Source organism: Ruegeria sp. ANG-S4 (assembly GCF_000814005.1).
Lineage (GTDB): Bacteria > Pseudomonadota > Alphaproteobacteria > Rhodobacterales > Rhodobacteraceae > Ruegeria.
On record NZ_JWLK01000011.1, the window covers coordinates 1 to 22,024 of the forward strand.

General features: G+C 55.1%; 20 protein-coding genes. 11 read left to right on the top strand and 9 right to left on the bottom strand.

The window, feature by feature from the left end; all coding sequences use genetic code 11:
- Positions 1-433: 433 nt before the first annotated feature.
- Together RA28_RS21925 and RA28_RS22335 are read right to left on the bottom strand one after the other, a co-directional pair.
- Entirely contained in the window at positions 434-1,180 is a 747-nt protein-coding gene (locus RA28_RS21925) for an SDR family NAD(P)-dependent oxidoreductase (RefSeq protein WP_039533444.1), read from the bottom strand.
- A 78-nt stretch (positions 1,181-1,258) separates the two neighbouring features.
- Positions 1,259-2,068, bottom strand: coding sequence for a class I SAM-dependent methyltransferase (locus tag RA28_RS22335; RefSeq protein ID WP_052261566.1), 810 nt, complete (start codon positions 2,066-2,068; stop codon positions 1,259-1,261).
- Positions 2,069-2,190: 122 nt separating this feature from the next.
- Here RA28_RS22335 and RA28_RS21935 point away from each other — a divergent pair, with 122 nt between their 5' ends.
- Positions 2,191-3,228 (top strand): GlxA family transcriptional regulator, encoded by a 1,038-nt coding sequence (locus tag RA28_RS21935; RefSeq protein ID WP_039533465.1) that lies wholly within the window; start codon positions 2,191-2,193, stop codon positions 3,226-3,228.
- A gap of 509 nt (positions 3,229-3,737) precedes the next feature.
- Positions 3,738-4,712, top strand: coding sequence for an AraC family transcriptional regulator (locus tag RA28_RS21940; protein WP_039533445.1), 975 nt, complete (start codon positions 3,738-3,740; stop codon positions 4,710-4,712).
- A 616-nt stretch (positions 4,713-5,328) separates the two neighbouring features.
- Here the strand turns inward: RA28_RS21940 and RA28_RS21945 are convergent.
- From RA28_RS21945 to RA28_RS23075, 6 genes are all read right to left on the bottom strand, one after another.
- A complete protein-coding gene (locus tag RA28_RS21945) occupies positions 5,329-5,913 on the bottom strand; it encodes a GNAT family N-acetyltransferase (RefSeq protein ID WP_039533447.1) in 585 nt (194 codons plus the stop codon).
- A gap of 75 nt (positions 5,914-5,988) precedes the next feature.
- Entirely contained in the window at positions 5,989-6,699 is a 711-nt protein-coding gene (locus RA28_RS21950) for a GNAT family N-acetyltransferase (protein WP_082029891.1), read from the bottom strand.
- A complete protein-coding gene (locus RA28_RS21955) occupies positions 6,689-8,215 on the bottom strand; it encodes a pyridoxal-phosphate dependent enzyme (RefSeq protein ID WP_052261568.1) in 1,527 nt (508 codons plus the stop codon). Before RA28_RS21955 ends, RA28_RS21950 begins: the two co-directional genes overlap by 11 nt.
- Positions 8,216-8,238: 23 nt before the next feature.
- Positions 8,239-9,477, bottom strand: coding sequence for an NAD(P)-binding domain-containing protein (locus RA28_RS21960; RefSeq protein WP_039533449.1), 1,239 nt, complete (start codon positions 9,475-9,477; stop codon positions 8,239-8,241).
- Between the two features lie 68 nt (positions 9,478-9,545).
- Complete coding sequence (locus RA28_RS21965) at positions 9,546-10,109, bottom strand: OsmC family protein (RefSeq protein ID WP_039533450.1); 564 nt, start codon at positions 10,107-10,109, stop codon at positions 9,546-9,548.
- Between the two features lie 574 nt (positions 10,110-10,683).
- Entirely contained in the window at positions 10,684-10,815 is a 132-nt protein-coding gene (locus RA28_RS23075) for a hypothetical protein (protein WP_275041392.1), read from the bottom strand.
- Positions 10,816-11,574: 759 nt separating this feature from the next.
- Here RA28_RS23075 and RA28_RS22575 point away from each other — a divergent pair.
- Together RA28_RS22575 and RA28_RS21975 are read left to right on the top strand one after the other, a co-directional pair.
- The gene (locus tag RA28_RS22575; RefSeq protein ID WP_241481190.1) at positions 11,575-12,336 is read left to right on the top strand and encodes a thermonuclease family protein; all 762 of its coding nucleotides are present in this window, start codon (positions 11,575-11,577) and stop codon (positions 12,334-12,336) included.
- 226 nt (positions 12,337-12,562) lie between these two features.
- Positions 12,563-13,606 carry a TRAP transporter substrate-binding protein gene (locus RA28_RS21975; protein ID WP_082029893.1) on the top strand — a complete coding sequence of 348 codons (1,044 nt, stop codon included), beginning with the start codon at positions 12,563-12,565 and terminating at the stop codon, positions 13,604-13,606.
- Between the two features lie 376 nt (positions 13,607-13,982).
- On the opposite strand, the gene RA28_RS21980 is transcribed toward RA28_RS21975, so the two are convergent.
- Complete coding sequence (locus RA28_RS21980; protein WP_039533452.1) at positions 13,983-14,375, bottom strand: RidA family protein; 393 nt, start codon at positions 14,373-14,375, stop codon at positions 13,983-13,985.
- A gap of 128 nt (positions 14,376-14,503) precedes the next feature.
- On the opposite strand from RA28_RS21980, the gene RA28_RS21985 reads away from it, so the two are divergent.
- From RA28_RS21985 to RA28_RS22015, 7 genes are all read left to right on the top strand, one after another.
- Positions 14,504-15,202, top strand: a complete 699-nt coding sequence (locus tag RA28_RS21985) for a type 1 glutamine amidotransferase (protein WP_039533454.1) — start codon at positions 14,504-14,506, stop codon at positions 15,200-15,202.
- A complete protein-coding gene (locus RA28_RS21990) occupies positions 15,199-15,993 on the top strand; it encodes a creatininase family protein (protein WP_039533456.1) in 795 nt (264 codons plus the stop codon). Before RA28_RS21985 ends, RA28_RS21990 begins: the two co-directional genes overlap by 4 nt.
- Positions 15,990-17,240 carry an amidohydrolase family protein gene (locus tag RA28_RS21995; RefSeq protein ID WP_052261570.1) on the top strand — a complete coding sequence of 417 codons (1,251 nt, stop codon included), beginning with the start codon at positions 15,990-15,992 and terminating at the stop codon, positions 17,238-17,240. The genes RA28_RS21990 and RA28_RS21995 overlap by 4 nt, the downstream gene beginning before the upstream one ends.
- Entirely contained in the window at positions 17,237-18,643 is a 1,407-nt protein-coding gene (locus tag RA28_RS22000; RefSeq protein ID WP_039533458.1) for an FAD-binding oxidoreductase, read from the top strand. The genes RA28_RS21995 and RA28_RS22000 overlap by 4 nt, the downstream gene beginning before the upstream one ends.
- Before the next feature lie 9 nt (positions 18,644-18,652).
- Entirely contained in the window at positions 18,653-19,537 is an 885-nt protein-coding gene (locus RA28_RS22005) for a TauD/TfdA dioxygenase family protein (protein ID WP_052261571.1), read from the top strand.
- Between the two features lie 87 nt (positions 19,538-19,624).
- Positions 19,625-21,286, top strand: coding sequence for an ABC transporter substrate-binding protein (locus tag RA28_RS22010; protein ID WP_039533459.1), 1,662 nt, complete (start codon positions 19,625-19,627; stop codon positions 21,284-21,286).
- A gap of 61 nt (positions 21,287-21,347) precedes the next feature.
- Complete coding sequence (locus tag RA28_RS22015; RefSeq protein WP_039533461.1) at positions 21,348-21,830, top strand: DUF2165 family protein; 483 nt, start codon at positions 21,348-21,350, stop codon at positions 21,828-21,830.
- Positions 21,831-22,024 lie beyond the last annotated feature (194 nt).

Consider the following 22,024-nt stretch of genomic DNA (forward strand, 5'->3'; position numbering starts at 1 on the left):
GGAACTCGACTAAGGGGTACCGTTTCGACGGGGCGCTGCCGTCTCCAAACCGAATAGCGAGAGGTAGCGGAGGAGGGGCTGGACAAGGGGGGTCTTAGCCAGCCTCTCCACACTGACAAGAATTTAGTCACCTGCCTTATCCGCGACACTTTTTGCTGTTAAATCCAACTCAGGCACTACTGACGAGAACAGAGATTCATTAAACCTCTCGATAACTGCCCGTCTGCTTTGTGCTGGCGGGCTATTTTTTGAAAGCAAAACTCATCGCCGTGTCTCTGCCCGTCCTTCGTGCTCGTTCGGCTCGTTTTCGGCACCCCTCGTTGCAATACCGGGCATCTATCGATCATTTGGGGAAAACCGCTCAAAGTCCAAAATTCGGACAAAGCCACCGTCCATTGAGCGGTTGGTTAGCTTTTTGGCACTGAGTGGGGAACTATCTGAAGGTCAGGCCCCCGTCGATGACCAGCGTCTGTCCGGTGACCGTCTCCGCCCCGCAGAACGTCAGTGCCTGCTCGGCCACGTCGTCGATGGAAGTGGTCTTCTTCAGTGTCGCCGCCTCGCGCCACATCGAAACGAAGCTTTCAGGCGCCTCGCTGCTCATCACCGTGTTCTCCATAAGACCTGGTGCTACACAGTTCACACGCACTTCCGGCGCCAGCGTGGCCGCCAGGAACCGGGTCAGACCCGAGACGGCAGCCTTCGTCGGCTGAAAGGTCCGGTCGGCGCCCCAGGTCCCGTGTCCGATAGTCGAGCCGAAATTTACGATAGCGCCCCGTGCGGCGCGCAGATGCGGTGCAGCCGCTCGGGAGGCAAGGAAAGGGCCGCGGAAGTTGATGTTGCTGATACGGTCCCAGGTTTCCGGGTCGTAGGCGACGAGATCGCCCGCCGGCGGCCCCCCGACCGCGCCGGCGGCATTCATCAGGATCGCGAGGCCGCCCAGTGCCTCTGCCGCCTGCGCTACACCTGCTTCGACTGAGGCTGGGTCGCGCAGGTCGAACCGAACAGCAACCGCCCGGCGTCCGCGCTTTTCGACAGCGTCGCAGGCCTCGGCCACGCGATCCTCGCCGCCGCTATAACCGACGGCGACGTCGGCGCCGGCCTCGGCAAGCCTTTCTACCAATCGGCGGCCCAGGCCTCCGCTGCCGCCGACGACGAGAGCTGGCTTTCCTGCAATATCCATGTTGTGCGCTCCTTGTTCTTAAGCCGGGTTACTCCAATTCTGTTCGGTGCGAGCATAGGTCGGAAGATCATCATGGATCTACGCACCTCGGACGGCAGTCACTGCTATGGCAGGCATCGGAACGTGGTATTCCTCGCCATCGAGAAAATCCTTTAACTGGTTCTCCCAAGAGGAGTAGATTTCTTTCAGGACGTCTTCATTCTGATTGTCGAGAATTACAGCCGCCCTTGCAGCGAAGTTGCGGAAATGTTTGACGAACTGTCCTTTCGGAGCTTTGAAGACCAGTGGAACTCTGGCGCTTGAAAACTCCCTAAATGCAGCCGCTTCCAGTTTCTCTCGCATGGTATCTTCCGAAGAAAGAGCGAATGGTGGCGGTGACGCAGGGACGACGGACATGTCCGCAAGGCTCTGCATCGTGCCAAAGACGATCCGGAACAACGGTGACTGTGGCGGTCCAATCCAATGGCTGAGTGCTACTCGCCCACCGGGTTTCAAAACGCGCGCAATCTCGTCGAACATGGTTTCTGGGCTGCCCACATGCATAATCCCAAACGAGCAAATCACAGCATCGAAGTCAGCATCATTTTTCGGTATCGACTCGGCATCGCCGGTTACAAAGCGTGCCTCGGGGAAAGCGCTTTGCGCCACCTTGATCATCGACGCAGATACATCAACGCCCTCGGCGTCAGCGCCAAGTGCGATTGCTGCGCCCGCAGCCCTTCCGGTGCCGCAGCAAAGATCTAGAATACGTTTGCCGGGGGCCAATTCGGCCATCGCCAGAAGCGTCGGAAGCGCGCAGGTCGTCACCCGCCCGGTGAATTCGTCATAGGCGGCAGCGCGGGCGTCCCATCCCTCTTTTTCTGCAAACTTGAAAGCTTCGTAGGTCATGATTTTCCTCGCGTGCTTTTGTAGTCTGCTCCAAACTGGTGGACGAAAAACGCATTTGTCAGGGTCGAACCGGCCACAAGAGGGCCAAATCGGCCATCGGATTCGAAGAGGAGAGAATGAAAATGACAACCAGGGATTTCATCGCTGAACCTGTGCGGATCGACATCCTGGCTGCCGAGAGTTGCCGGGGCGCTATTCTCTACGGAATCTATGATTTGCTGACGTCGGTTGGGTCGGCGTGGTCCTACCTCACCGAAGGCGCGCCCACCCCGCCAATGACACGAGTTAGGATCGTCGCCAGAGCCAAGGAGCCATTCCGCTGCATAAGCCGCGTCCCAGTGGCACCTGACGCGACGCTTGAAGAAGCAGACGACGCAGAGATCATCTGCCTGCCAAACTTCAGGATCGGTATGATGACCCCGCCGAAGGAGGTTTTGAGGCCGGAGATCGACTGGATCGTCGAGCGACATTCGGCAGGGGCGCGCCTGGCAACGGCATGCTCTGGCTCGGCGCTTTTGGCGGACGCCGGGCTCCTTGACGGTCAAGAGGCAACGGCGCACTGGTCCATGGCTGAGGTTTTTGAGAAGCGTTATCCGCGCGTGGCTTTCTGTCCGGACCGCACGCTTACTTTTGCAGGAGAGGGAGACTGCATCGTGATGTCAGGAGGTATGGCATCCTGGCAGGACCTCGCGCTGTACCTGATTGCGCGCTACATCGGACCGGAGCACGCAGCGAAATCAGCGCGGTTCTATTGTGTCGATCCAAAACCCGACGGCCAAAGACACTACGCAGCTCCCAAGAGAAGGTTGCAGAGCGACGACGCGGTCATTCAGGAATGCCAGACTTGGCTCGCCGATGCTTACGGAAAGCGTGACGCAATAGCGCGGATGATCTCTCGCTCTGGCCTCCCGCGACGTACGTTCGACCGCCGCTTCCGCGCGGCAACGGGCTACAGCCCCAAAGACTATGTGCAGTCGCTGAGGGTCGAGGAGGCCAAGCAATTTCTGGAGATGGATGGCCACAGTGTCGAAGCTGTCTCCGAGGCCGTCGGGTATTCAGATTCCCGAGCGTTCCGGCGCCTGTTCAAAAAGATGACAGGCCTTAGCCCAGCAGAGTATCGACGACGATTTTCCAGCAGAGGCTTTCTTTCAGCTCGCTGAGGCCTCTTTGGCAACGCCGGCTAAGGGCTCAGAGCAGTCATTTACTCAATCGCGACGAATGACCGCTCTGCGGACGAAAACGGACGTTTGGATCTTCGCACGCAATGGCAGCAACACTGTCCATCGTCAGGGATTTTGGGACAGATGGCCGCCTGAGTTAAGAGAGGGCCTTGCTCGTCGGGCTTTGCAAACGCCTATTTGCGGACAAACGCCGCCATTCAGCTTCAGCGTCTGTTCCGTCAGGAGAGAGCAGTCTCCAAACGTTCAAACGAATTGTGCGGCCACACCTCATCGAACGGTTTGCCGACTTTGCTGGGTCTCGGCCCGGGCCTCATCAGACGCCGGACAAGACGTTGCATTCAAAGACCAAATGCCAATAATGCACAAACAACCAATCTGGACCGGTCAAATAAGGCTGTACTTCCGCAGATTTGTTTCTAAGCCCTGTAGTTTAGTGTCGTGGCGCTTGTAACTTGGAATGGGTAGTTTCTCGCGGTGAGGGGCAAGTCATGAAATCTGATCCATTGCTGAGTATGGTAAAATCGTTCGACCTTTCGGGCGCGGTGTTCTTGAACGCAGAGTTTTCTGCGCCCTGGGCAATTACCTCCCATGTGACCGAAGAAGATTGCCGCCCTTACATGCCGGTTCCACGTCGGGTTATCGCCTTTCATGTCATCATCGAAGGGGAATTCATCCTCTCAATGGATTCAACACCGGGTTACCGGCAGGATCATTGTGTAAAGCCCGGAGACATAGTATTCCTACCGCAAAACTCTCTACACGTTTTAGCAAGTTCTCTGGGTCAAATTCCATTGAATGGTGATGACTTGCTTTTGCCCGCTAGCGACAGCGGACTTGTCCAGATCAACCACCAAGGTGGTGGTGCGCCTGCTCACTTCATGTGCGGCTTCCTTGCAAGTAATGCAGGTTCGGTCCCTATGCTGGAAACTCTACCCGACGTGCTTTTGATCAGCATTGAAAGTCTGGCGACGCGAAAGTGGATCGAAGCTTCGGTGATGATGGCAGCGCGGGAACTTACTCAAGGCCAATTTGGCGGCGGCGGTACAATGCCCGGGCTGTGCGAGTTGCTGTTGTCCGAAGCAATGCGTTCATACATCGAACAAAATCCGACACCGCCGGGATGGCTGGGCGGGATGGCACATCCAAGAGTGTCGCGCGCATTGGCACGTATTCACTCTCAAATTAGCGACCCACCCAGTATTGAGGCGCTTGCCTCAGAGGCCGGTATGTCGCGTTCGGCATTTGTAGACAGGTTCACAGAAGTTATGCAGGTCGGACCACGCCGATACCTCCTCGACCGCAGAATGGAGTTGGCTGAGGCGCTGCTGAGCGAAAACAACCTCAACGTCGCCCAGATAGCCACTCAGGTGGGTTACGATGCGCCAGAGGCGTTTTCGCGCGCATTCAAACGCGAGCGCGGTATGTCTCCGGCAGAGTGGCGCTCTGACCTTTCAAGAAAATAGCCTTTTCTTTCTCTAGGCCGTGGCCGAATTCACGCTTCATTGAATACGTTTTCTGACCCGCAGGGGTGGTGAGCTATTTGCGGCGGGGAATGGTACGGCGCGACAGGCTAGGGCACATATTCCCATGAACATGGCGAAGGCCACCTGAAGATAGTCTTCTAGGATTTGATCCCCGACAGCGTTTATACCGTCTGGCATAATTTTGTAGCTTGGCCGCCGACCGATCCGTTTATTGGCACCTATGATCTTCCTTTCGGAAGTCGTGACGGATCACAGGCGAACTTTCATACAGATACAGACCGGCACGCAGAATATGATCAAACCTTCAAACCTTGACTCCAGCTGTCAGGTGAGCATTTGGCAGCGGGCCTTGCGGTGAACTGGCACAGCGATGGTAAAACCTATGGGGTAAAGCCGGGCGAATTCGGCAAGAGTGCGCATATTCAGCTTTATTCGGGTTTGCCGGCACGAGCGGGCCTATGAATCAGTTGCGACCCGGCATAAATGCCGGGTCGTTTTCTTCTGCTACCAAGACTCTATTCCTGACTGGAAAACTGGTGAGGTGTAGGAATGCAGGATGTTCATTTAACAGCTCAAACCGAACTCTATCCCAGTATCAAAGTCTAAGCTGCTTAGTCATTAGCACCCAGTTTTCAGTATCAGTTTCCCAGTCTTCTTTCAGGCAACGCGTCACAGTTATCTCTCGGTAGCCCTTACGTTCGTAAAGGCGCTGCGCACCTTTGTTGTTGCTTGCAACGATGAGGCTAGTTTTCGACAAACCCTCTTCCTGGGCTACCTCTTCTGCGAGATCCAGCAAAAGCCCGCCCAGTCCTTGTCCCCGATGTTCAGGATAGCAGGCCAAAACATTCACATACCAAGTGTCCAGAGCTTGATTTTCAAGTTCCTGTAGTGGACGGAATAACCGTGGGAAACCTTTATCAATTGAAACCGGCGTTGGTCCTATCTTGTAACCGGTCATACCTGCGACCGCCCCGCGACCGTGGTCCACAACGAAAACTCTACCTTTTTGAGCTTGTCTTGCCTGTCGCGCTCGACCAACCTCCCATGGGTCTTGGCCCTTGGTCGCTAGGCCCGTCCAAACATGCAGGGGCAACCCTTCTCCTGCATAGTTCACCAGATCAGCAAGTTCAGCAGCATCCGACTCTTTGGCCAGTCTCACGGGTGGATTGAGTTGAGTCATGTTTTTTCTCCAAAGGTAGGAATTTGATTCTCATTCGCGAATTTTGTTGGGGTCAACTAAGATGGCACCGTGGGTCTACACAGGGACTTCGAAACGGGCGGCAACCATTTCGCGTCGTACTTTGAAACCAAGCTTTTCGAACAATCCAATGGCGGCTGCGTTATCAACTTCCACATGCACAAACGCAGTATCACCAAGACTGATGATCTGCGTTGCAAGGAGTGAGATCAGATAGCGCGCATAACCTCGCCCCCTATGTTCAGGGTGAACGCACACAAAGCCCAATTCCCGAAATCCTGGGAACGTAATGCGTTCGCCCGCCACAGCGACCAGATTACCAGACACGCGAATACCGAGATGAGTGCCCATGACAATCGTGTTTCTATTGAACGGGCCAAGTCCATTGCGTTCAACTAAATCAATAATTTCTGGTATGTCTCTCGGTTTCAAAGTGAACAAGTGACGACGCTCGGAAGCAGCTAACATAGACGTGGCCAACATTTGAACGCAATCGCACCGTCCGGTCTCAATCAAACCGTCCGGCGTCGAGATCGGCTTGGCTTGTAGCATCGCAATACCTTTGGGGTGGTACGCCGCAAGCCGGATCAATGCTTCACTGTCTTCAAAACCAATTGGACCAGCCGTCGCAAACGGAGCTACATCAGCGTAGAAGGCAGACGCAACGCTGTCATGAATGCCCAAATGCGACTGATCTGAATTCAAGGCAGTCCAAATAGGTCGGTCGAGTGACTTGAGGATGTGCTCGGGGAGGCTATCAAACGGCATTTGTTTTCTCGGGCGTTGCACGCTTAACCCATTTGGGAAGATAACTCTGCGGATCAGAAATTCGTACCGCTGACAGATGGGCAGGTAAATGTGCCTGCAACCCACCAGTCTGAAGCCTGGCCAGCACTTCTGTCGCACCGCCCATGAGTTTGCCGCTAACGAAGACCTGCGGGACCGTGCGCATGCCGGTCATGTCGAACAAGGCACGTAAAACATCCCCGCCCCAGTCATCGTCCCGATAGTCCTTGCTGTCCACATCTATGGATCGGAACGGCAACCCGGCGTCATCGAATACGCGCCGAACGGACCAGCAAAACTCGCACCACTCAAAGCCGAACATGACAATAGGATATTCAGGATCATTCACCGCCGCTTCAACAAATTGTGCCGCAGCCTTTGAAATTGGCTTTTTAGCGGTACCACCATTCGCCGATTTCAGTTTTGGCAGCTTGACCGAGGTGGCTATCCGCTCTTCTTCCTCGGACATATCGTCCTTGATGTGATCGAAAAGAGGCGTGGAAAGATAGCGTTCGCCGGTATCGGGAACCATCGCGACAATGCTCGAACCTTTTGGCGCGTTTTTCGCTACCGTGACGGCCGCTGCAACGCTTGCACCCCCGGAAATGCCACAAAAGACTCCTTCGCGCTTTGCAAGTGTCTGTGTCATCTCAAGCGCTTCGGCCCCCGAGACAGGTCGCAATTCATCGATCAGGCTTTCACTCAAGGCGTCGCCTGCGAGTTTGGGGATGAAATCAGGTGTCCAGCCCTGGATCGGGTGCGCCCGAGCGTTCGGATGACTGCGTGCCGCAGCGCCATCTGGTTTTCGCAATTGCTGGACTCCGCTGGCCAGCAGTTGAGCATTTTCCGGTTCAGCGACGACAATCCGCGTGGTCGGGCTCGCCAGCCTAAGGGTACGCGCTACGCCTTTCAACGTCCCCCCTGTCCCAAAACCCGTGACCCAGAAATCGGGCGATCGGGTTGGAAATGCCTTGAGTATCTCCCATGCCGTCGTCTCAGCATGAATTTCGGCATTGACCTCATTTTCGAATTGGCGACACAGAAACCAGCCGTGTTTCTCTGCCAACGCTTCAGCCAGCCGGAACATACCGGTTCCGCGATCGGCCGCAGAAGTCAAAACCACTTTCGCACCCAGAAACCGCAACAGTCTGCGACGTTCAAGGCTGAAGTTTTCACCCATAACGATAACCAGAGGATAGCCCTTCTGCGCGCAGACTATCGCCAACCCAAGGCCTGTATTCCCTGACGTTGATTCAATTACGGTTTGACCGGGCTGAAGCTCACCTGAACGTTCGGCGCGTTCGATCATTGCCAGTGCCATACGATCCTTGATCGAACCCATCGGGTTAAATGCCTCGAGCTTTGCATAAAGGTCGACATGCGTCGGCCCGACATGGTTGAGCCGCACCATTGGGGTTGCTCCGATCGTAGCCAGTATAGATGGCTTGGGTGCATATGGATGGTGCGAAAACTCTGCATTGTCTTGTGAATATGTCATGATCTAGTCCTTTTCCTAATACCTCAGGCCGCGCGCCACAGACGCAGATGCTTTGCAATAAGATCGCCCAATTCCTGAGCATCTTTTGCAACGCCGGAAATGTGATGAGATCGACGGCGGCGTAAAAAGGGCAGGCCCATCACGAATAGGCCTGGAACCGTGCAAACACCGCCGCTGTGGATCAGGTCGCCCCGTCGATCGAACACCGGCAAATCCACATAGGAGAAATCTGGTCGGAAACCCGTTGCCCATACGATCGAACGGATTTCCCCACCATCGAATGGTATCGACAAACGCGGATTGACAGGCACCACGGTCGCGCCGGGTCGGTCAGCCGGAGCGATTTCATCCGCGACGCCATGCTCTTCTATCCAGGCATCGGCAAGATCAAAGAGCCGGTTCATTTTAAGATCGGCTGAATTCGCCACATGCGACAGCCCGCCAGAAAACAGCGCTTCTCCGTCCCTGATGGCAGAAAATCGTCCAACGATAGATACGCCGATGGACTGCAGTGCGTTCAAATCGACATCGTCGGTCCCCCCCTGCAGCTGTGGAGATGGTAGCCGTTTGGCCCGCTCAACATCACCGATCTCGGTTGTCAGTTGGTCCAATACGCCGGTCACATCCAGCCACGTTTCGATATCCCGGTTCCTGTATCGCCTTGGTAGTCGGACATGGTTACCAGTCGATAGGATAACAGGCCGTCCGGCATTCCGGAGCTCACGCGCCATCTGCACACCGGACGCCGAGCCTCCGACCACAAGTACGCCGCCGTTCGGCAGGTTTCTGGGGTTCTTGTAGCGATCCAGGGTAATCTGGAAGATCCACTCGGGCACGTCATCAGCAAAGCTGGGGACATTGGGCCGAGAGGCGGCACCTGTCGCCAGTATCACGGACTCGGCCGCTATAGGGCCGTCTGAGGTATCGACCCTGAAATGTGTACTGTCATGCCAAACCCGATTGACATTAATGTTCTCTTTTACCGGAAGCGCGAAATCACGGACGTATTTTTCAAGCTGACCTGCAAACTCATCCGGTGTCATAAAACCATGCGGATCCGGGCCGTTATACGGGGCTTGTGGAAGGCCGTTTGCCCAATTGGGCGTCAGCATGCAGAGGCTGTCCCAGCGTTGCGAACGCCAGGCTTCTCCGACCGCACCGCGCTCTAAAACAACATGCGGGATACGACGCGATGACAGCGCTTGGCTCATGGCAAGCCCGGTCTGTCCAGCTCCAATAATGATGGCTGATGTGGTTTTCATAAACGCAACTCCTTGGGCCGCCCGACAAAAATGCCGGGCGGTAATCGTGAAAGTGGTGTTTTCAGTGTTTACTTGATGGTCACATGGACCAGGCTTGGGTTGGTGATAATGTCGAACACCGCCGATCTTTTCTGCGACTGCGCGACGAGCGCTGCGACCTCATCCGGTGTCGCGTCCGCGTCAATTTCAAACTCGACCCGAATGCTGCGAAACCCGTTGCGCACGTCAGAGTTGATGCCCATGATCCCTTGCAGGTCCATGTCACCTTCAACTCGGGCCTTGGCGCTGCGCAGTTGGATGTCCCTGTTTTGCGCGACCGTTGCCAAGCCAGCCATAAGGCAGCTTGCGAGCCCGCTCAAAACGATTTCAACCGGGGTCGCGCCTTCATCTGACGCTGAAAACTGCGGTGGGTGATCGGCATCAATACCGAACTCCTTGGACCGCTCCTGCTCTTCGCCCAAACCGTAGAAGCCGGTGATGGTCGTTTTGCTGTGCACACCGTTGATCCAATCGCATTCTGCGCGCCAGGTGAATTGTGCGGCTTCTGGTGCGTCGGTCAGAGCGTTACGCGCGTCAAGGATAGCTGCGAGGTCTACGCCATTGTCGGTCGTGACTTCTGTTTGTTGTGTCATGTGTATATCCGTTTTGATGCAATTATTCTGTGCCACCGGGTATTGTCCCATCCGTATGGGTTGACCAGTCGACGCTTCGGAACCTACTGCGCGGACCAAATCAATGAATGACGCAAACACCTCAAAATCTGACCAAACCGCCAAATCGTGTCACAGAAGCGTGAGGCTGTGGTCTAGGCGCTGTCAGCTTGACGCTTCCCAGAGGCAGAAACGCCATGGTCATTGGGCTTCAGGCCTTTTGCCCACCAACGGTTTGGCGGTTTGGTCACAAGTTAAAGCGAAATGGTCATTCAACGATGATCACGTTGGACGCAGATTTGTCTGGTCCTGATAACTACCCCCACTGCTCCTGATCGTACCAAAAACAGAAAACGGCCTCTCGCAGCCTCATTCGATCAATCGATGCAACTGCACTTTAGAATTGATTGGGCACGGCTCATTTGGCGACGTCTGCTTCGGGCTCGAAGCGGACATCCACCCAAACGTGGCGAACGGCTGGTGTGCGGACAAAGGCGACTTAGAAAAGTCGGTCGATCTTTTAGCGCTAATTATGACACTAGAAAACCGGAAGCATTCACTCGCTTAGTGTTTTGACGATAATCGGGTCTCCACCGCTCCAATACTCTTTGTCAGGTCCTTGGTATCCAGCCCCTTCATAACTGTCATAGCTGCAAAGCCTCACAAGAATGATTACGAAGACTGCCATGAGGATTGCTCTGGCAGTTGGGGTTTGGAGCAAGTATTTCATTATTCTCTTGTAATGTCGTGTGATTGACCTGGCAAAGAAGTCCTGCGCCTTTTCATCCGGCTCGACAGCAGACCCGAACCAGGCGAACGCGAACTGACACTGCTGGCCGCGTCAGAGACAGATCGCTTAAGTGGCGGACTTGGCGAAAGCATCGCCCAACTTCTTTGGTGCGGCAAAGAAAGAAAATCTGACCTTGGCATTGAGTGCCGAAGCTGGGTGTATGCTCAAGACACTTTAAAAGGCTTGGGCCATTACAACCGATTTCGCGAGCGCTACCCTTTTCATCGTTGGCAGAAAGTGACGTGCTTTTGGCAGATCCGCGCAAGCCTACTTCGAGCGCGTTGTCCATATCCAGTGCATAGATTGGAATGGAGATAGACGAATGCCGAATTTCGAAAGACCAATTGAAGAACCAACCTTTGAACGGCTCAATAGAACCAAAGCAAAATGGAAGCGCAGGATTGGAAGCCCATTGGATCACCCATTAAATCTGATACGGGTTGTTCACAACTCATTCAACGAAGCTGCTGTCTGTGTTGAGCGCTCATTCTAGGTTCCGCAACGTTCATACGTTCCGGCAGCACATATCCTGCTCCCAGATTCGTTGTCAGGCCTCGGCACGATCCACCCGCCAATAAAGTCTAAAACACGAAAAAGATTGGCACAAAATCGAAAGACCAGCCGCTCTATCTTTCTATTCTCGGTCCGAGTTTTTTCTTGAGCTTCATCGCGACCGATATGTCAAATTCAACTCTGCTTCTCTCCAGCTCATTGCGGCCCAAATTGCGCGCTGAGCAAACGTCTTCGGATATAGGTGCGGACCACATCGAATTGCCATTCAGTGCAATCGAATTGGATGGTTTGGCTGTATTGGGACCGTTGATCCTTTTCGGTATTGTATTTGTCGCATTTCGCTTTGCTTCTCGCACAAACCCCGGATTAAAGTACGAGAATTCCGCTCAGTATCGCCAAACTCCCAAAACCCCAAAATCAGTAACGGGATCGTCACGACAGCAACCGGCACCGTTCGATGCCAAAACTGCAAAACACTTGTCAGCCAGGAAAGTATTGCAAGGAAATGCATGGGTGACGGATGGCGATACAATCGTAATCAACAAAACACAGATACGATTGTTCGGTATTGATGCACCCGAGATTGATCATCCATTTGGGCAAAAGGCAAAGTGGGCGATGGTCAAACTGTGCAAAGGGCACAAAGTGAAGGCTGTAGTCACAGACGTGGATCAATATGGCCGTATTGTCGCGCGTTGCACTTTGCCAGATGGGCGAGACTTATCGGCTGAGCTAGTAAAAATGGGATTGGCAATCGATTGGCCTAAATTTTCTGAAGGTAAATACGAGCATTTGGAAGTTCCGGGTGTGCGCAAAAGGTTGTGGTTGGCTAGTGCGCGTCAGACTGGGAAGATGTATCTTTGGGAACAGTTTGAATACGATCAACGAAAACTGAAGAAGCGGTGAACGAAACGACTTGGTTCTAAGTCGGAAACGGCTCGAGGCAGACGTTCACTCAAGTCCGCTCAATGACTGCAATGCGGACAATGCTTCAGTTCGATCTCGAACGAATACGTGTAAGTTCACCGATAATGGAGGCAGCTTTGATCCTCATTTCGAAACCATCTGGCGCATAGAAAATCGCGCACGCCAAAAAACTAACACAACCGCCTCGGAGGACAACGTGACAAAGATGATCAAACTGGCCCTAGCTGCATTACCTATTATGGCCATGACCGGGCCGAGCCTTGCGCAGGATGTCACAATCACCCTGCAATCGGCTTTTCCGACCAGCCTTCCCGTCGTCAACACGATCCGGCAGTTCGAAGCAGATGTCGAGGCAGCCTCCGGCGGGACGATCCAGATCGAGCTGGCGGAACCTGGCGCAATTGTCCCACCGTTCGACATTCAACAGGCGGTCTCTGACGGCGAGATCGAAGCAGGCTATACCGCTGCGGCCTACCTTCATGGGTCCTTGCCCGTTGCGTCGTTTTTTACGTCAATGCCGTTCGGGCCACAGGCGCTCGATTATATGGCTTGGTTCTACGAAGGCGGCGGGCTCGAGCTCAATCAGCGCATGTATGACGATGCGGGCTTTAACCTCGTGACTATGCCAGTAACTTTCACCGGTATGGAGTCGGGCGGATGGTTCAACACACCCGTCGAAGGGGCCAATGATTTTGCCGGGCTCAAGCTGCGCTGGACGGGGCTGGCCTCGGAAGTTCTGGCAAGCCTGGGTGCGGATACCGTGCTGATCGCAGGCGGTGAGATCTTTCCATCGCTTGAAAATGGCGACATCGACGGGACCGAATTCAGCTTTCCCCAGGTGGATCTTGCGCTGAATTTTCCGGACGTGGCTTCTTTTTACTATTTCCCCGGCTGGCACCAACCCTCGGCGATGATTGAGCTGATCATCAATCGCGACATTTGGGACGGCCTGACAGACAGCCAGCGTACGATCATCGACATGGCTGCCAGAAGCAACGCGATGCGTTCGGTTCTGCGGATGGAATACTCACAAGCCGCCGCCGTCGCGCAAATGGCAGAACAGGGCGTGGAGGTCCGCCTTTACACCCCCGAGACTCTGGAAAGCCTCCGCGTAGCCTGGGATGCGCTTGTTGCAGAGATGGCCGCGGCTGATCCCTTTGTGGCTGAGGTCTGGGACAGCTTGCAGGCCGCGCAAACGCAAGAAGACGCCTGGGACGCTATAACCGAAACACCTATGCGGCGCCCATGATCGGCCGTCCCAACACGATCCTTAGGCCTAAGCCCCCTGAGGCTGAGATGAGCCTCATGCACGCAGGTGCTGGGCCAAAGTGGGCTCAGGGCAGCCGTTCGTAGGGTTCTGTCCGAGTGACCGCTTTGCGGACAATGCTGGCGTTCAATGCTTTGGGAGCAACTAGGGCTACACAGCCTAGAGTCGACGGCATTATGGATGGCTTAGACAGGAAACAGAGCGATAATGCTCTGATGATTTAGTACCGTTTCAACTGTTTTTTGCTGCATTTGTCTGCCTAAGACCAATACCGAACCACTCAATAAACTGCCCAAGATCGAAACGAAACCGATGCACAGTTGGGGGAATGGCTGAAATAAAACTTGGCCCATATAGTTTATTTTTGAGTTGCCGCGAGGACCTCAACTTCGACCACGAATTCAGGTCGCGTAAATCCGCTGACAATCAACAAAGTTGAGCTTGGTAGACGGGGAATCGATGCCAGAAATTCATCGCGTGCTTGCATGTAGCCCGCCATATGGGATCGATCAGTGACAAATGCGCTGATATGCGCAACATCACCTGCGTTCATGCTCGCGGACCCTAGTATTTTCGCGATGTTCTGAAAGCAAACGACCGCCTGATCATAGGCGTTCTCGGGAATGGAACCATCCAAGCGAATCCCCAGTTGCCCCGAGGTTTGCACAAACCTCCAGTCACCAGGAATTTCTACGCCATGCGCATAACGCGCGAAGGGTGGCGGCATGTCTGTGGGACTTAACGCTTTCATTTCCTCCACTCTTTTTCGCTGTCAATTTAAGCTTGCGAGTTTGGATATTCTTTGCAAGGCTTAAAGCCATTCTCTGGCACGGATATTCCAAGGGCCACGTAAAACCACTGTCGTTCAAGGAGGGCGATATGGGCAAACGTGTTGTTTTGGTGCGCCATGGAAATGAACCCGCGGATGATCGAATTGTCACCTGGCTTGGTCGGGAAGGCTTTGAAATCGACAGCCGCAAACCTTTTGATGGCGACCTGTTAGGCGAGCCGGATGAGGATTTGGCTGGTACGGTTATCTATGGCGGAAACTTCAACGTCTATGAAACGGACACGCACGGCTTTCTGAACGAAGAGTATCGTTGGATCGAAGCGTGCCTGAACGCTGACATTCCAATGTTGGGCATTTGCCAGGGCGCGCAGCAGATCGCCTATCATCTGGGCGCCTGGGCCGGGGCACCTAAAATGGAATGCTTTGAATTCGGGTATTACAGGGTTGATCCGGAACCTTCCGAGCCCGGTTTCATGCCTGGGCCGATGTGGGTTACACAGGCACATTTCCATACATTCGATCTGCCCGAGGGCGCGACCCGTCTTGCCAGCAACGACAACTACACGAACCAGGCGTTTCGGTACGGCGATAAGGTGTTTGGGCTGCAGTTTCATCCCGAGGTCACGGTCGCTGGGTTCCAGCGATGGCAGGACGCCAAATGGAATGCCTACGGTCGTCCCGGTGTGCAAGATCGTGAAGAACAGACTCGGTTGATGCACCAACATGACTCTGCGCAAGCTGCATGGATTCACGGTTTCCTTAACCGCCTGTTTGGGAGGGCCGCATGAGTATCCAAGGCCATTGGGCCGACCAAAAGGCGCCGGATTTTCGCGATCTGCCGGATGATTCGATCGCCGTGTTGCCAGTTGGAGCAACCGAACAACATGGACCACATCTGCCAGTCTCCGTTGATAGTGATCTGGTGACGGCCGTGGTCGAGCGCACGTTGCCTCGGCTGCGCGCCGAGCAGAACGTGCTGATCCTGCCCAGATTGGCGATCACCAAAAGCGGCGAACACGATCGGCATCCTGGGACCCTTAGCCTGTCCGCAGATACACTACTGGCAGTATTGCGCGACATCGGGGCCTCGGTCGCGCGGGCGGGTGTGAATCGGCTTGTGCTGTTCAACGGTCACGGGGGCAACACTGCGGTGTTGGAAACCGCAGCACGAGACTTGCGGATATCGCATGAGTTGATCGTTGTCACATGTTCCTGGTTCGGGTTTTCCGAGTGGGACAGCGTCCTCGACCCAAATGCGGCCTCAATCGATTTGCATGCTGGCGAGTCCGAGACCTCATCCATGTTGGCCGCACGCCCGCAATTGGTGGATATGAGCCGGGCGCAGAACTTCGTTCCGGCCATCAGCAACTGGGAGAAGCATTTCAGCCACATCGGTCTGACCGGGCAAGCCGCACGGCCGGGCTGGATCATCGACGACTTGCATCCAGATGGGGCCTGCGGGAATGCCTCGGCCGCGACTGTGGAAAAGGGGGAGCGCCTCTTGGACACTGCTGCCGCAAATTTCGCCCAGTTTCTGGCCGAGTTCGCCCGGTTCGATCACCGGAGCGGCAAATCATGAATGTGCTGCCTTCTGCTGATCTACTGACCGTGGAAAACGTTCTGGTCCCGTCATCGATGATCGCCGACGCGCAGAAATTCGGGGGCACTCAGGTCTCGGATTGCGTGCATGGTGATTTGGTCATCCGCAACGGGCATGCCGTTGCCCTGCAAGCGGCCGCGCAGCAGACCGAGGTTTCGGGTCTTGTCATGCCGCGCTTGACCGAATGCCATGTCCACCTCGACAAGTGCCACACAATTTCAAGAATGGACCGCGTCGGTGGAGATCTGCGCGCAGCTAGTGAGGCCCAGTACCGTGACCGCAGCCTCTGGACCGAGGATGACCTGCGGCAACGGGCAGAACGAGGCCTAAAAGAACTGATGTCCTCGGGCTGTGGCGTCGTTCGCAGCCATATGGATTGGTCGTCTGAACCGGAGTCTGGCGCGGATCCACTTGCGTGGCACGTGCTGCGCGAACTGGCAAGAGACTATGAGGGCAAGGTCTCATTGCAGGTTGCGCCGTTGATCGGCACGACGGAAATGACAGATGCCTCGAAGGCGGATGCGTTGGGTAAAGAAATCGCCTGTGGCAGCGGTGTCTTGGGTGTATTTGTTTTGGATCAGTCAGATCGTCATGCGGCAATTTCCATCGCCGTGCGCTTGGCCGAAAGATACGGGCTCGCGCTTGATTTTCATGTGGACGAAGGCTTGCATGACGGGCTGGACGGGCTTGAAATCATTGCCGACACCCTGATCGAGACCGGGTTTCAGGGGCCTGTGCTATGCGGTCACGCCTGTAGCCTGATCAACCTGACGGGCAAGTCTTTGCAATCGCTGCTGGATAAGATTGTGCGGGCCGGTCTTACCATCGCTAGCCTGCCATCATCAAATCTATATCTGCAGGGGCGTCGCACGGGCACGCCAGACCGGCGTGGCATCACGCGGATTGGAGAGCTGCGCGCCGTAGGTGTGCCGGTTGTTGTTGGGACAGACAATGTGCGCGACGCCTTTTGCCCCCTTGGTCGTCACGATCCACGCAAAAGCCTGGAGCTTGCTGCTCTGACGGCGCATCTGGACCCGCCATTTGGTGATCTGCTGCCCATGATCACTACTAATGCGCAAGCGGCGCTTGGTCTTGCTCCGATTACCGTCGACGGCGCTTTGGTCCAGGATCTGCTGATCTTTGATTCAGCCTCAACGTCCGAATGGCTGACCGGAACCACTGAACCCAAACCTTTGGCGAATGTCCTGACAGGAGACCTTGTATGACTTCGATTTCAGGAAAAACGGATCTAGACTGGGCCGCCTTTGCGGAACGCCTTGCCCCTGTCGAGGTCATCGATGAGCCTGTTCTGGTCAAAAAACGGTCTCGGGATTTCTTTTGGTACAGCCCGATCCTGAACCAAAAGCTCAAACGCAGCTTTGGCGATCTTGTGGCTCTGCCGAAGTCCGTTGAAGAGATCGTGCATTGCCTCAAAACCGCGCATGAATCAGATGCCCCTGTCGTGCTACGCGGTGGCGGGACGGGTAATTACGGGCAGGCCGTGCCCCTGCATGGTGGTCTGATTATCGAAACCACCCGGATGAACCGCATACTGGAAATCGGAGACGGCTTTGTTCGCGCCGAAGCGGGCGCGCTGATGGCCGATGTCAATGCAGCGCTTATGGCGCAGGGGTGGGAAATGGCCATGTTCCCGTCGACACAGGATATCGCGACGATCGGCGGGTTTGTCGCGGGCGGGTCCGCCGGCATCGGCTCGATCGCGAACGGTGTCCTTAGGGAGCCCGGCAATATCTTGCAACTAAAGGCCCTGTCCGTCGAAGAAGACCCGCAGGAATATGTGTTTGAAGGTCAGGATGTTCTGCAAATCCACCATGCCTGGGGCTTGAACGGCGTCATCACCGAGGTGACGCTGCGCACTGTACCGCATCCGGATTGGATCGGGTGCATGGCGACGTTCGACAGTTACCAGGAGTGTTATGCGGCCGGCTATACGGTTGCGACTGACGACCAAATTGGATGCAAATTGGCCAGCACAGTCGACGCGCGGATCGTGGAGTATTTTCCTCGACTGAAAGGCCATGTCCGACCCGACAAGCATCTTCTTGTTTCGCTTGTGCCCATGACCGATATGCAGCGGTTTCGCGACCGCATTGCCGATCAGGGAGGAAGCCTCGATCTGGAATTGACCGAGGATGACCGGAAGGCAGCGTCTTTGCCGCATGTGTTTGAGTTCGCGTACAACCATACCACTCTGCAGGTTCTAAAGGCGGATCGCTCAGCGACTTACCAACAAATTGGTGTGCCGGACGCCTCCGACGCCGAAGCGATTGCACGCGTCGGTGCGGCCTTGGGCGATGACGTGTGGCAGCACCATGAATTCTCGCTTCTGAACGGCGAAGTCGTGGCCTTTGACCTGCCTATCATCTGGTATTCCACCGAAGATCGCCTGCGCGAGATCGGCCGCATTTACGAAGAACACGGTCACAGCGTGTACGACGCCCACAGTTTCCACGTGGAAAGCGGTGGTTTGAAAACGGCCGACTACCTCCATCTCGCATGGAAGAAACGACTTGACCCCAAGGGGTTGCTGAACCCCGGAAAATCCTGCGCCTGGGATTTGGTCAAAGATCTGCCACCCGAAGAAATTGAAGCCAAGGCAACTGTGTAAGAGGTCGCCATGTCCGCATTTGAAACTCGCCCCCTGAACCCGGAATTCGGTGTCGAAGTCTCCGGAATAGATCTGATTGATGCCACAAAGGATCGGTTGTTTGGGCAGATACGCGCATTGTTCGAAGAACATTCGGCCCTTCTGTTTCGCAATCAGAACATCTCGGACGACACGCATAAGGAATTGGCAGAGCTGTTCGGCCCCATCGAAGATCGGAAAGCTGACGAACGCAAAAAAGGCGAAAAGTTCGAGGTTCCGACGGTTTCCAATGTGCGGGATGACGGTTCGATCACCGAGGAGATGGATCTTCATACTCTGAACCTGAAGTCGAATTTTCTTTGGCATTCGGACAGCACCTTTTTGCCCACCCCTGCCCTGACCAATATACTGATCGGTCGGGTCGTCACGACCGTGGGCGGGGCCACGGAACTGGCCAGCACGCGCGCGGCCTGGGCAAATATGCCCGACAGTCTGAAAGCAAAGGTGCGCGGACGCGGCATCTGGCATCGCTACAGCCATTCGCGACGCAAAATCTCGCCGGAACTGGCCAAATTGCCAATGTTCAACAAGTGGCCGGACCAACACTGGAACGCATTATGGCGCAATCCGGTGAACGGACGCGAGGCGCTCTATATCGCGTCGCACGCGTTCAAACTGGATGGTTATGACGAAGCAGTTGGTCAGGCGATCATCGAGGAACTCATCGACTTCTGCACGCAACCGCAGTTTGTCTATTCCCATAAATGGCAGGTCGGCGACGTTCTGATCTGGGATCAGCGCGCTGTGCTCCATCGCGGCACGCCCTGGCCTTACGAACAACCGCGCGTGCTGTCGAGCATCTGCTCGACAGTCACCGACGCCGATGCAATCGAAACCATGCGCATATCACAATAGAACCCTGCAAATCGGCCGGGCACCATATGGCGAAACTCGCCGCACCCACCAAGGGGTCCGCCTCACGACCAACAGAGAGGAAAACACATGACTTTCAGAACCCGTACAGGGAAAAAACTACCCAAAGTGATCACCGATCAGGTCAAAAAGGTCGGCGAAGACGCAGTCAACCGTCGAGAATTTCTGGCGATAGCCAGTTCTTTCGGAGCGACCGCCGCAACGGCTTACGCAATGTTGGGCATGCCCGCACCTGCCGCAGCAGCAGGAGAGCCGAAACAAGGCGGAACGGTGCGCATTCAAATGGATGTGCGGGGAATGAAAGACCCGCGCACCTTCGACTGGAATGAGATTGCCAACTACGCCAAAGGCTGGTTGGAAAACCTTGTCACTTATGAAAATGACGGAACGTTCGAACCGGCCTTGCTCGAAAGCTGGGAGATTTCCGATGACGCGAAGACCTATACGCTGAATGTGCGAAAAGGTGTGAAGTGGAATAACGGAGATGACTTTACTGCAGACGATGTGGCCCGAAACATTGTCGGTTGGTGCGATAAGTCAGTGGAAGGCAACTCGATGGCGGGGCGCTTTTCGGTGCTTGTTGATCCTGAAACAGAGCGGGCTCTGGACGGCGCGGTCGAGGTCGTCGACAGCCACACCGTTCGCCTCAATCTGCCACGCCCCGACATTTCCCTGATTGCCGGCATGGCCGACTATCCGGCGGCCATCGTGCATTCGTCCCACGACCCGGACAACATGCTGGGCAATCCAATTGGTACCGGCCCCTATCTTCCCGAAAGCCTGGAAGTCGGTGTAAAGGGCGTTCTGGTTCGCAATGACGATCACAGCTGGTGGAACGCAGGAAACGGCGCCTGGCTTGACCGCGTGGAATTTATCGATTTCGGGACCGATCCATCGGCGCACCTTGCCGCTGCGGATGCCGGCGAAGTCGACATGATCTACATCTCGGAAGGAGAGTTCATCGACATCCTGACCGCGCTGGATGGATGGGTCGAAAACGAAGTTGTTACGATGGCAACGATCGTCATCCGCCCCAACCAACTGGCCGAGGTCAATGGGGTTCAGCCTTACGCTGACAAACGGGTCCGACAAGCTCTGGCCCTGGCGGTAGATAACGCGGTTCTACTAGAGCTGGGCTACGCAGGGCGCGGTGCCGTTGCAGCCAATCACCATGTTGGACCTGCGCATCCCGAATTCGCAGACATAGGCATGCCGCCATATGATCCAGGCAAGGCTCTGGAGCTCATTAAAGAGGCTGGCATGGAAGATTACGAACACGAGCTTCTTTCGATCGATGATGCCTGGCGCAAAGATACAACCGACGCGGTCGCCGCCCAACTGAGAGACGCCGGGATCAAGGTCAAACGGACGGTTCTGCCGGGTTCGACATTCTGGAACGACTGGGCCAAGTACCCGTTCAGTTCGACAAACTGGAACCATCGTCCTCTGGGCGTGCAGATCTGGGCGCTGGCCTACCGGTCGGGAGAGTCGTGGAACGAGTTTGGCTGGTCAAGTCCCGAGTTCGACGCAGTCCTCGAGCAGGCGCTTGCGACACCAGATGTAGAGAAACGCCGCGAATTGATGGCACAAGGCGAGCAGCTGGTTCGAGAGGAAGGAGTGACAATCCAACCTTATTGGCGGTCGCTTTACAACCACACTCGTGAAGGGCTCGGCGGTGCTGCTCAGCACATCTCGTTGGAAATTCGCCCTGCGCAAATGTATTGGAGCTAACAAGTTGTGGGGTGGCCAAGGTCACCCCCAAAAATTCGCGGAGTAAGTAGCTTTGTTGGAAATGATGGTTCTCGTTGCGCAATGCGCTGCCGTCTTCTTCCTTGCTGCATGGTTAAGTACAGGGTTCATTGAGAACGTTCTGCATCCCGATCTCAACGAGACATTCACCACCCAGGTGCTGACAATGGAGCGAATGCGTGAAGAGTATCCCGAGGCGTATGAGGTCGTCGCTTATCGCAGCATCGAAAACCCTGCGATGCAAAAGTTCCTATTCAAACTGATTGTTTGCTGGGAAGGCATCGCGACCCTTACTCTCTGGGCCGGGGTCGTGTCGCTCGTCCTTGCCATCATAGGCGTGGTCGACCCCTCAAGCGCCCGGGCTATCGGGGTGCTTGGTGTTTTGCTATTCACCGCCACTTGGGCTGGTTTTTTGATAGTGGGAAACTGGTTCTGCTATTGGTTTTGCCACGAAGGTGCACAGAATACGCACTACCAGATGACACTTTGGGGTCTGGCAACGATATTGCTGTTGATTGTTTTTTGACCCTCGACACTTGGTTTCACCTGCAAGCCATTGGTCGCCGATTTCTCAAAAAACACTTATCGCGGCACAAATGAACAACTGGAAGTTAATCTGCATGTTATTGATTCGCATTCAAAATCAAACCCTTCGCTTAGATCCGTTTTATACCGCAGGCTACACAATTGTGTAGTTGTCTAGGGTCAGGACTTCGGTAA

Coding starts and splice junctions, on each gene's coding strand:
- RA28_RS22335 (WP_052261566.1), bottom strand. CDS start 2,068: ATGACCTACGAAGCTTTCAAGTTTGCAGAAAAAGAGGGATGGGACGCC.
- RA28_RS22005 (WP_052261571.1), top strand. CDS start 18,653: ATGTCCGCATTTGAAACTCGCCCCCTGAACCCGGAATTCGGTGTCGAA.
- RA28_RS21960 (WP_039533449.1), bottom strand. CDS start 9,477: ATGAAAACCACATCAGCCATCATTATTGGAGCTGGACAGACCGGGCTT.
- RA28_RS21975 (WP_082029893.1), top strand. CDS start 12,563: ATGATCAAACTGGCCCTAGCTGCATTACCTATTATGGCCATGACCGGG.
- RA28_RS21935 (WP_039533465.1), top strand. CDS start 2,191: ATGACAACCAGGGATTTCATCGCTGAACCTGTGCGGATCGACATCCTG.
- RA28_RS23075 (WP_275041392.1), bottom strand. CDS start 10,815: ATGGCAGTCTTCGTAATCATTCTTGTGAGGCTTTGCAGCTATGACAGT.
- RA28_RS21955 (WP_052261568.1), bottom strand. CDS start 8,215: ATGACATATTCACAAGACAATGCAGAGTTTTCGCACCATCCATATGCA.
- RA28_RS21985 (WP_039533454.1), top strand. CDS start 14,504: ATGGGCAAACGTGTTGTTTTGGTGCGCCATGGAAATGAACCCGCGGAT.
- RA28_RS22010 (WP_039533459.1), top strand. CDS start 19,625: ATGACTTTCAGAACCCGTACAGGGAAAAAACTACCCAAAGTGATCACC.
- RA28_RS22015 (WP_039533461.1), top strand. CDS start 21,348: ATGATGGTTCTCGTTGCGCAATGCGCTGCCGTCTTCTTCCTTGCTGCA.
- RA28_RS21980 (WP_039533452.1), bottom strand. CDS start 14,375: ATGAAAGCGTTAAGTCCCACAGACATGCCGCCACCCTTCGCGCGTTAT.
- RA28_RS21995 (WP_052261570.1), top strand. CDS start 15,990: ATGAATGTGCTGCCTTCTGCTGATCTACTGACCGTGGAAAACGTTCTG.
- RA28_RS21940 (WP_039533445.1), top strand. CDS start 3,738: ATGAAATCTGATCCATTGCTGAGTATGGTAAAATCGTTCGACCTTTCG.
- RA28_RS21990 (WP_039533456.1), top strand. CDS start 15,199: ATGAGTATCCAAGGCCATTGGGCCGACCAAAAGGCGCCGGATTTTCGC.
- RA28_RS21965 (WP_039533450.1), bottom strand. CDS start 10,109: ATGACACAACAAACAGAAGTCACGACCGACAATGGCGTAGACCTCGCA.
- RA28_RS22000 (WP_039533458.1), top strand. CDS start 17,237: ATGACTTCGATTTCAGGAAAAACGGATCTAGACTGGGCCGCCTTTGCG.
- RA28_RS21925 (WP_039533444.1), bottom strand. CDS start 1,180: ATGGATATTGCAGGAAAGCCAGCTCTCGTCGTCGGCGGCAGCGGAGGC.
- RA28_RS21950 (WP_082029891.1), bottom strand. CDS start 6,699: ATGCCGTTTGATAGCCTCCCCGAGCACATCCTCAAGTCACTCGACCGA.
- RA28_RS21945 (WP_039533447.1), bottom strand. CDS start 5,913: ATGACTCAACTCAATCCACCCGTGAGACTGGCCAAAGAGTCGGATGCT.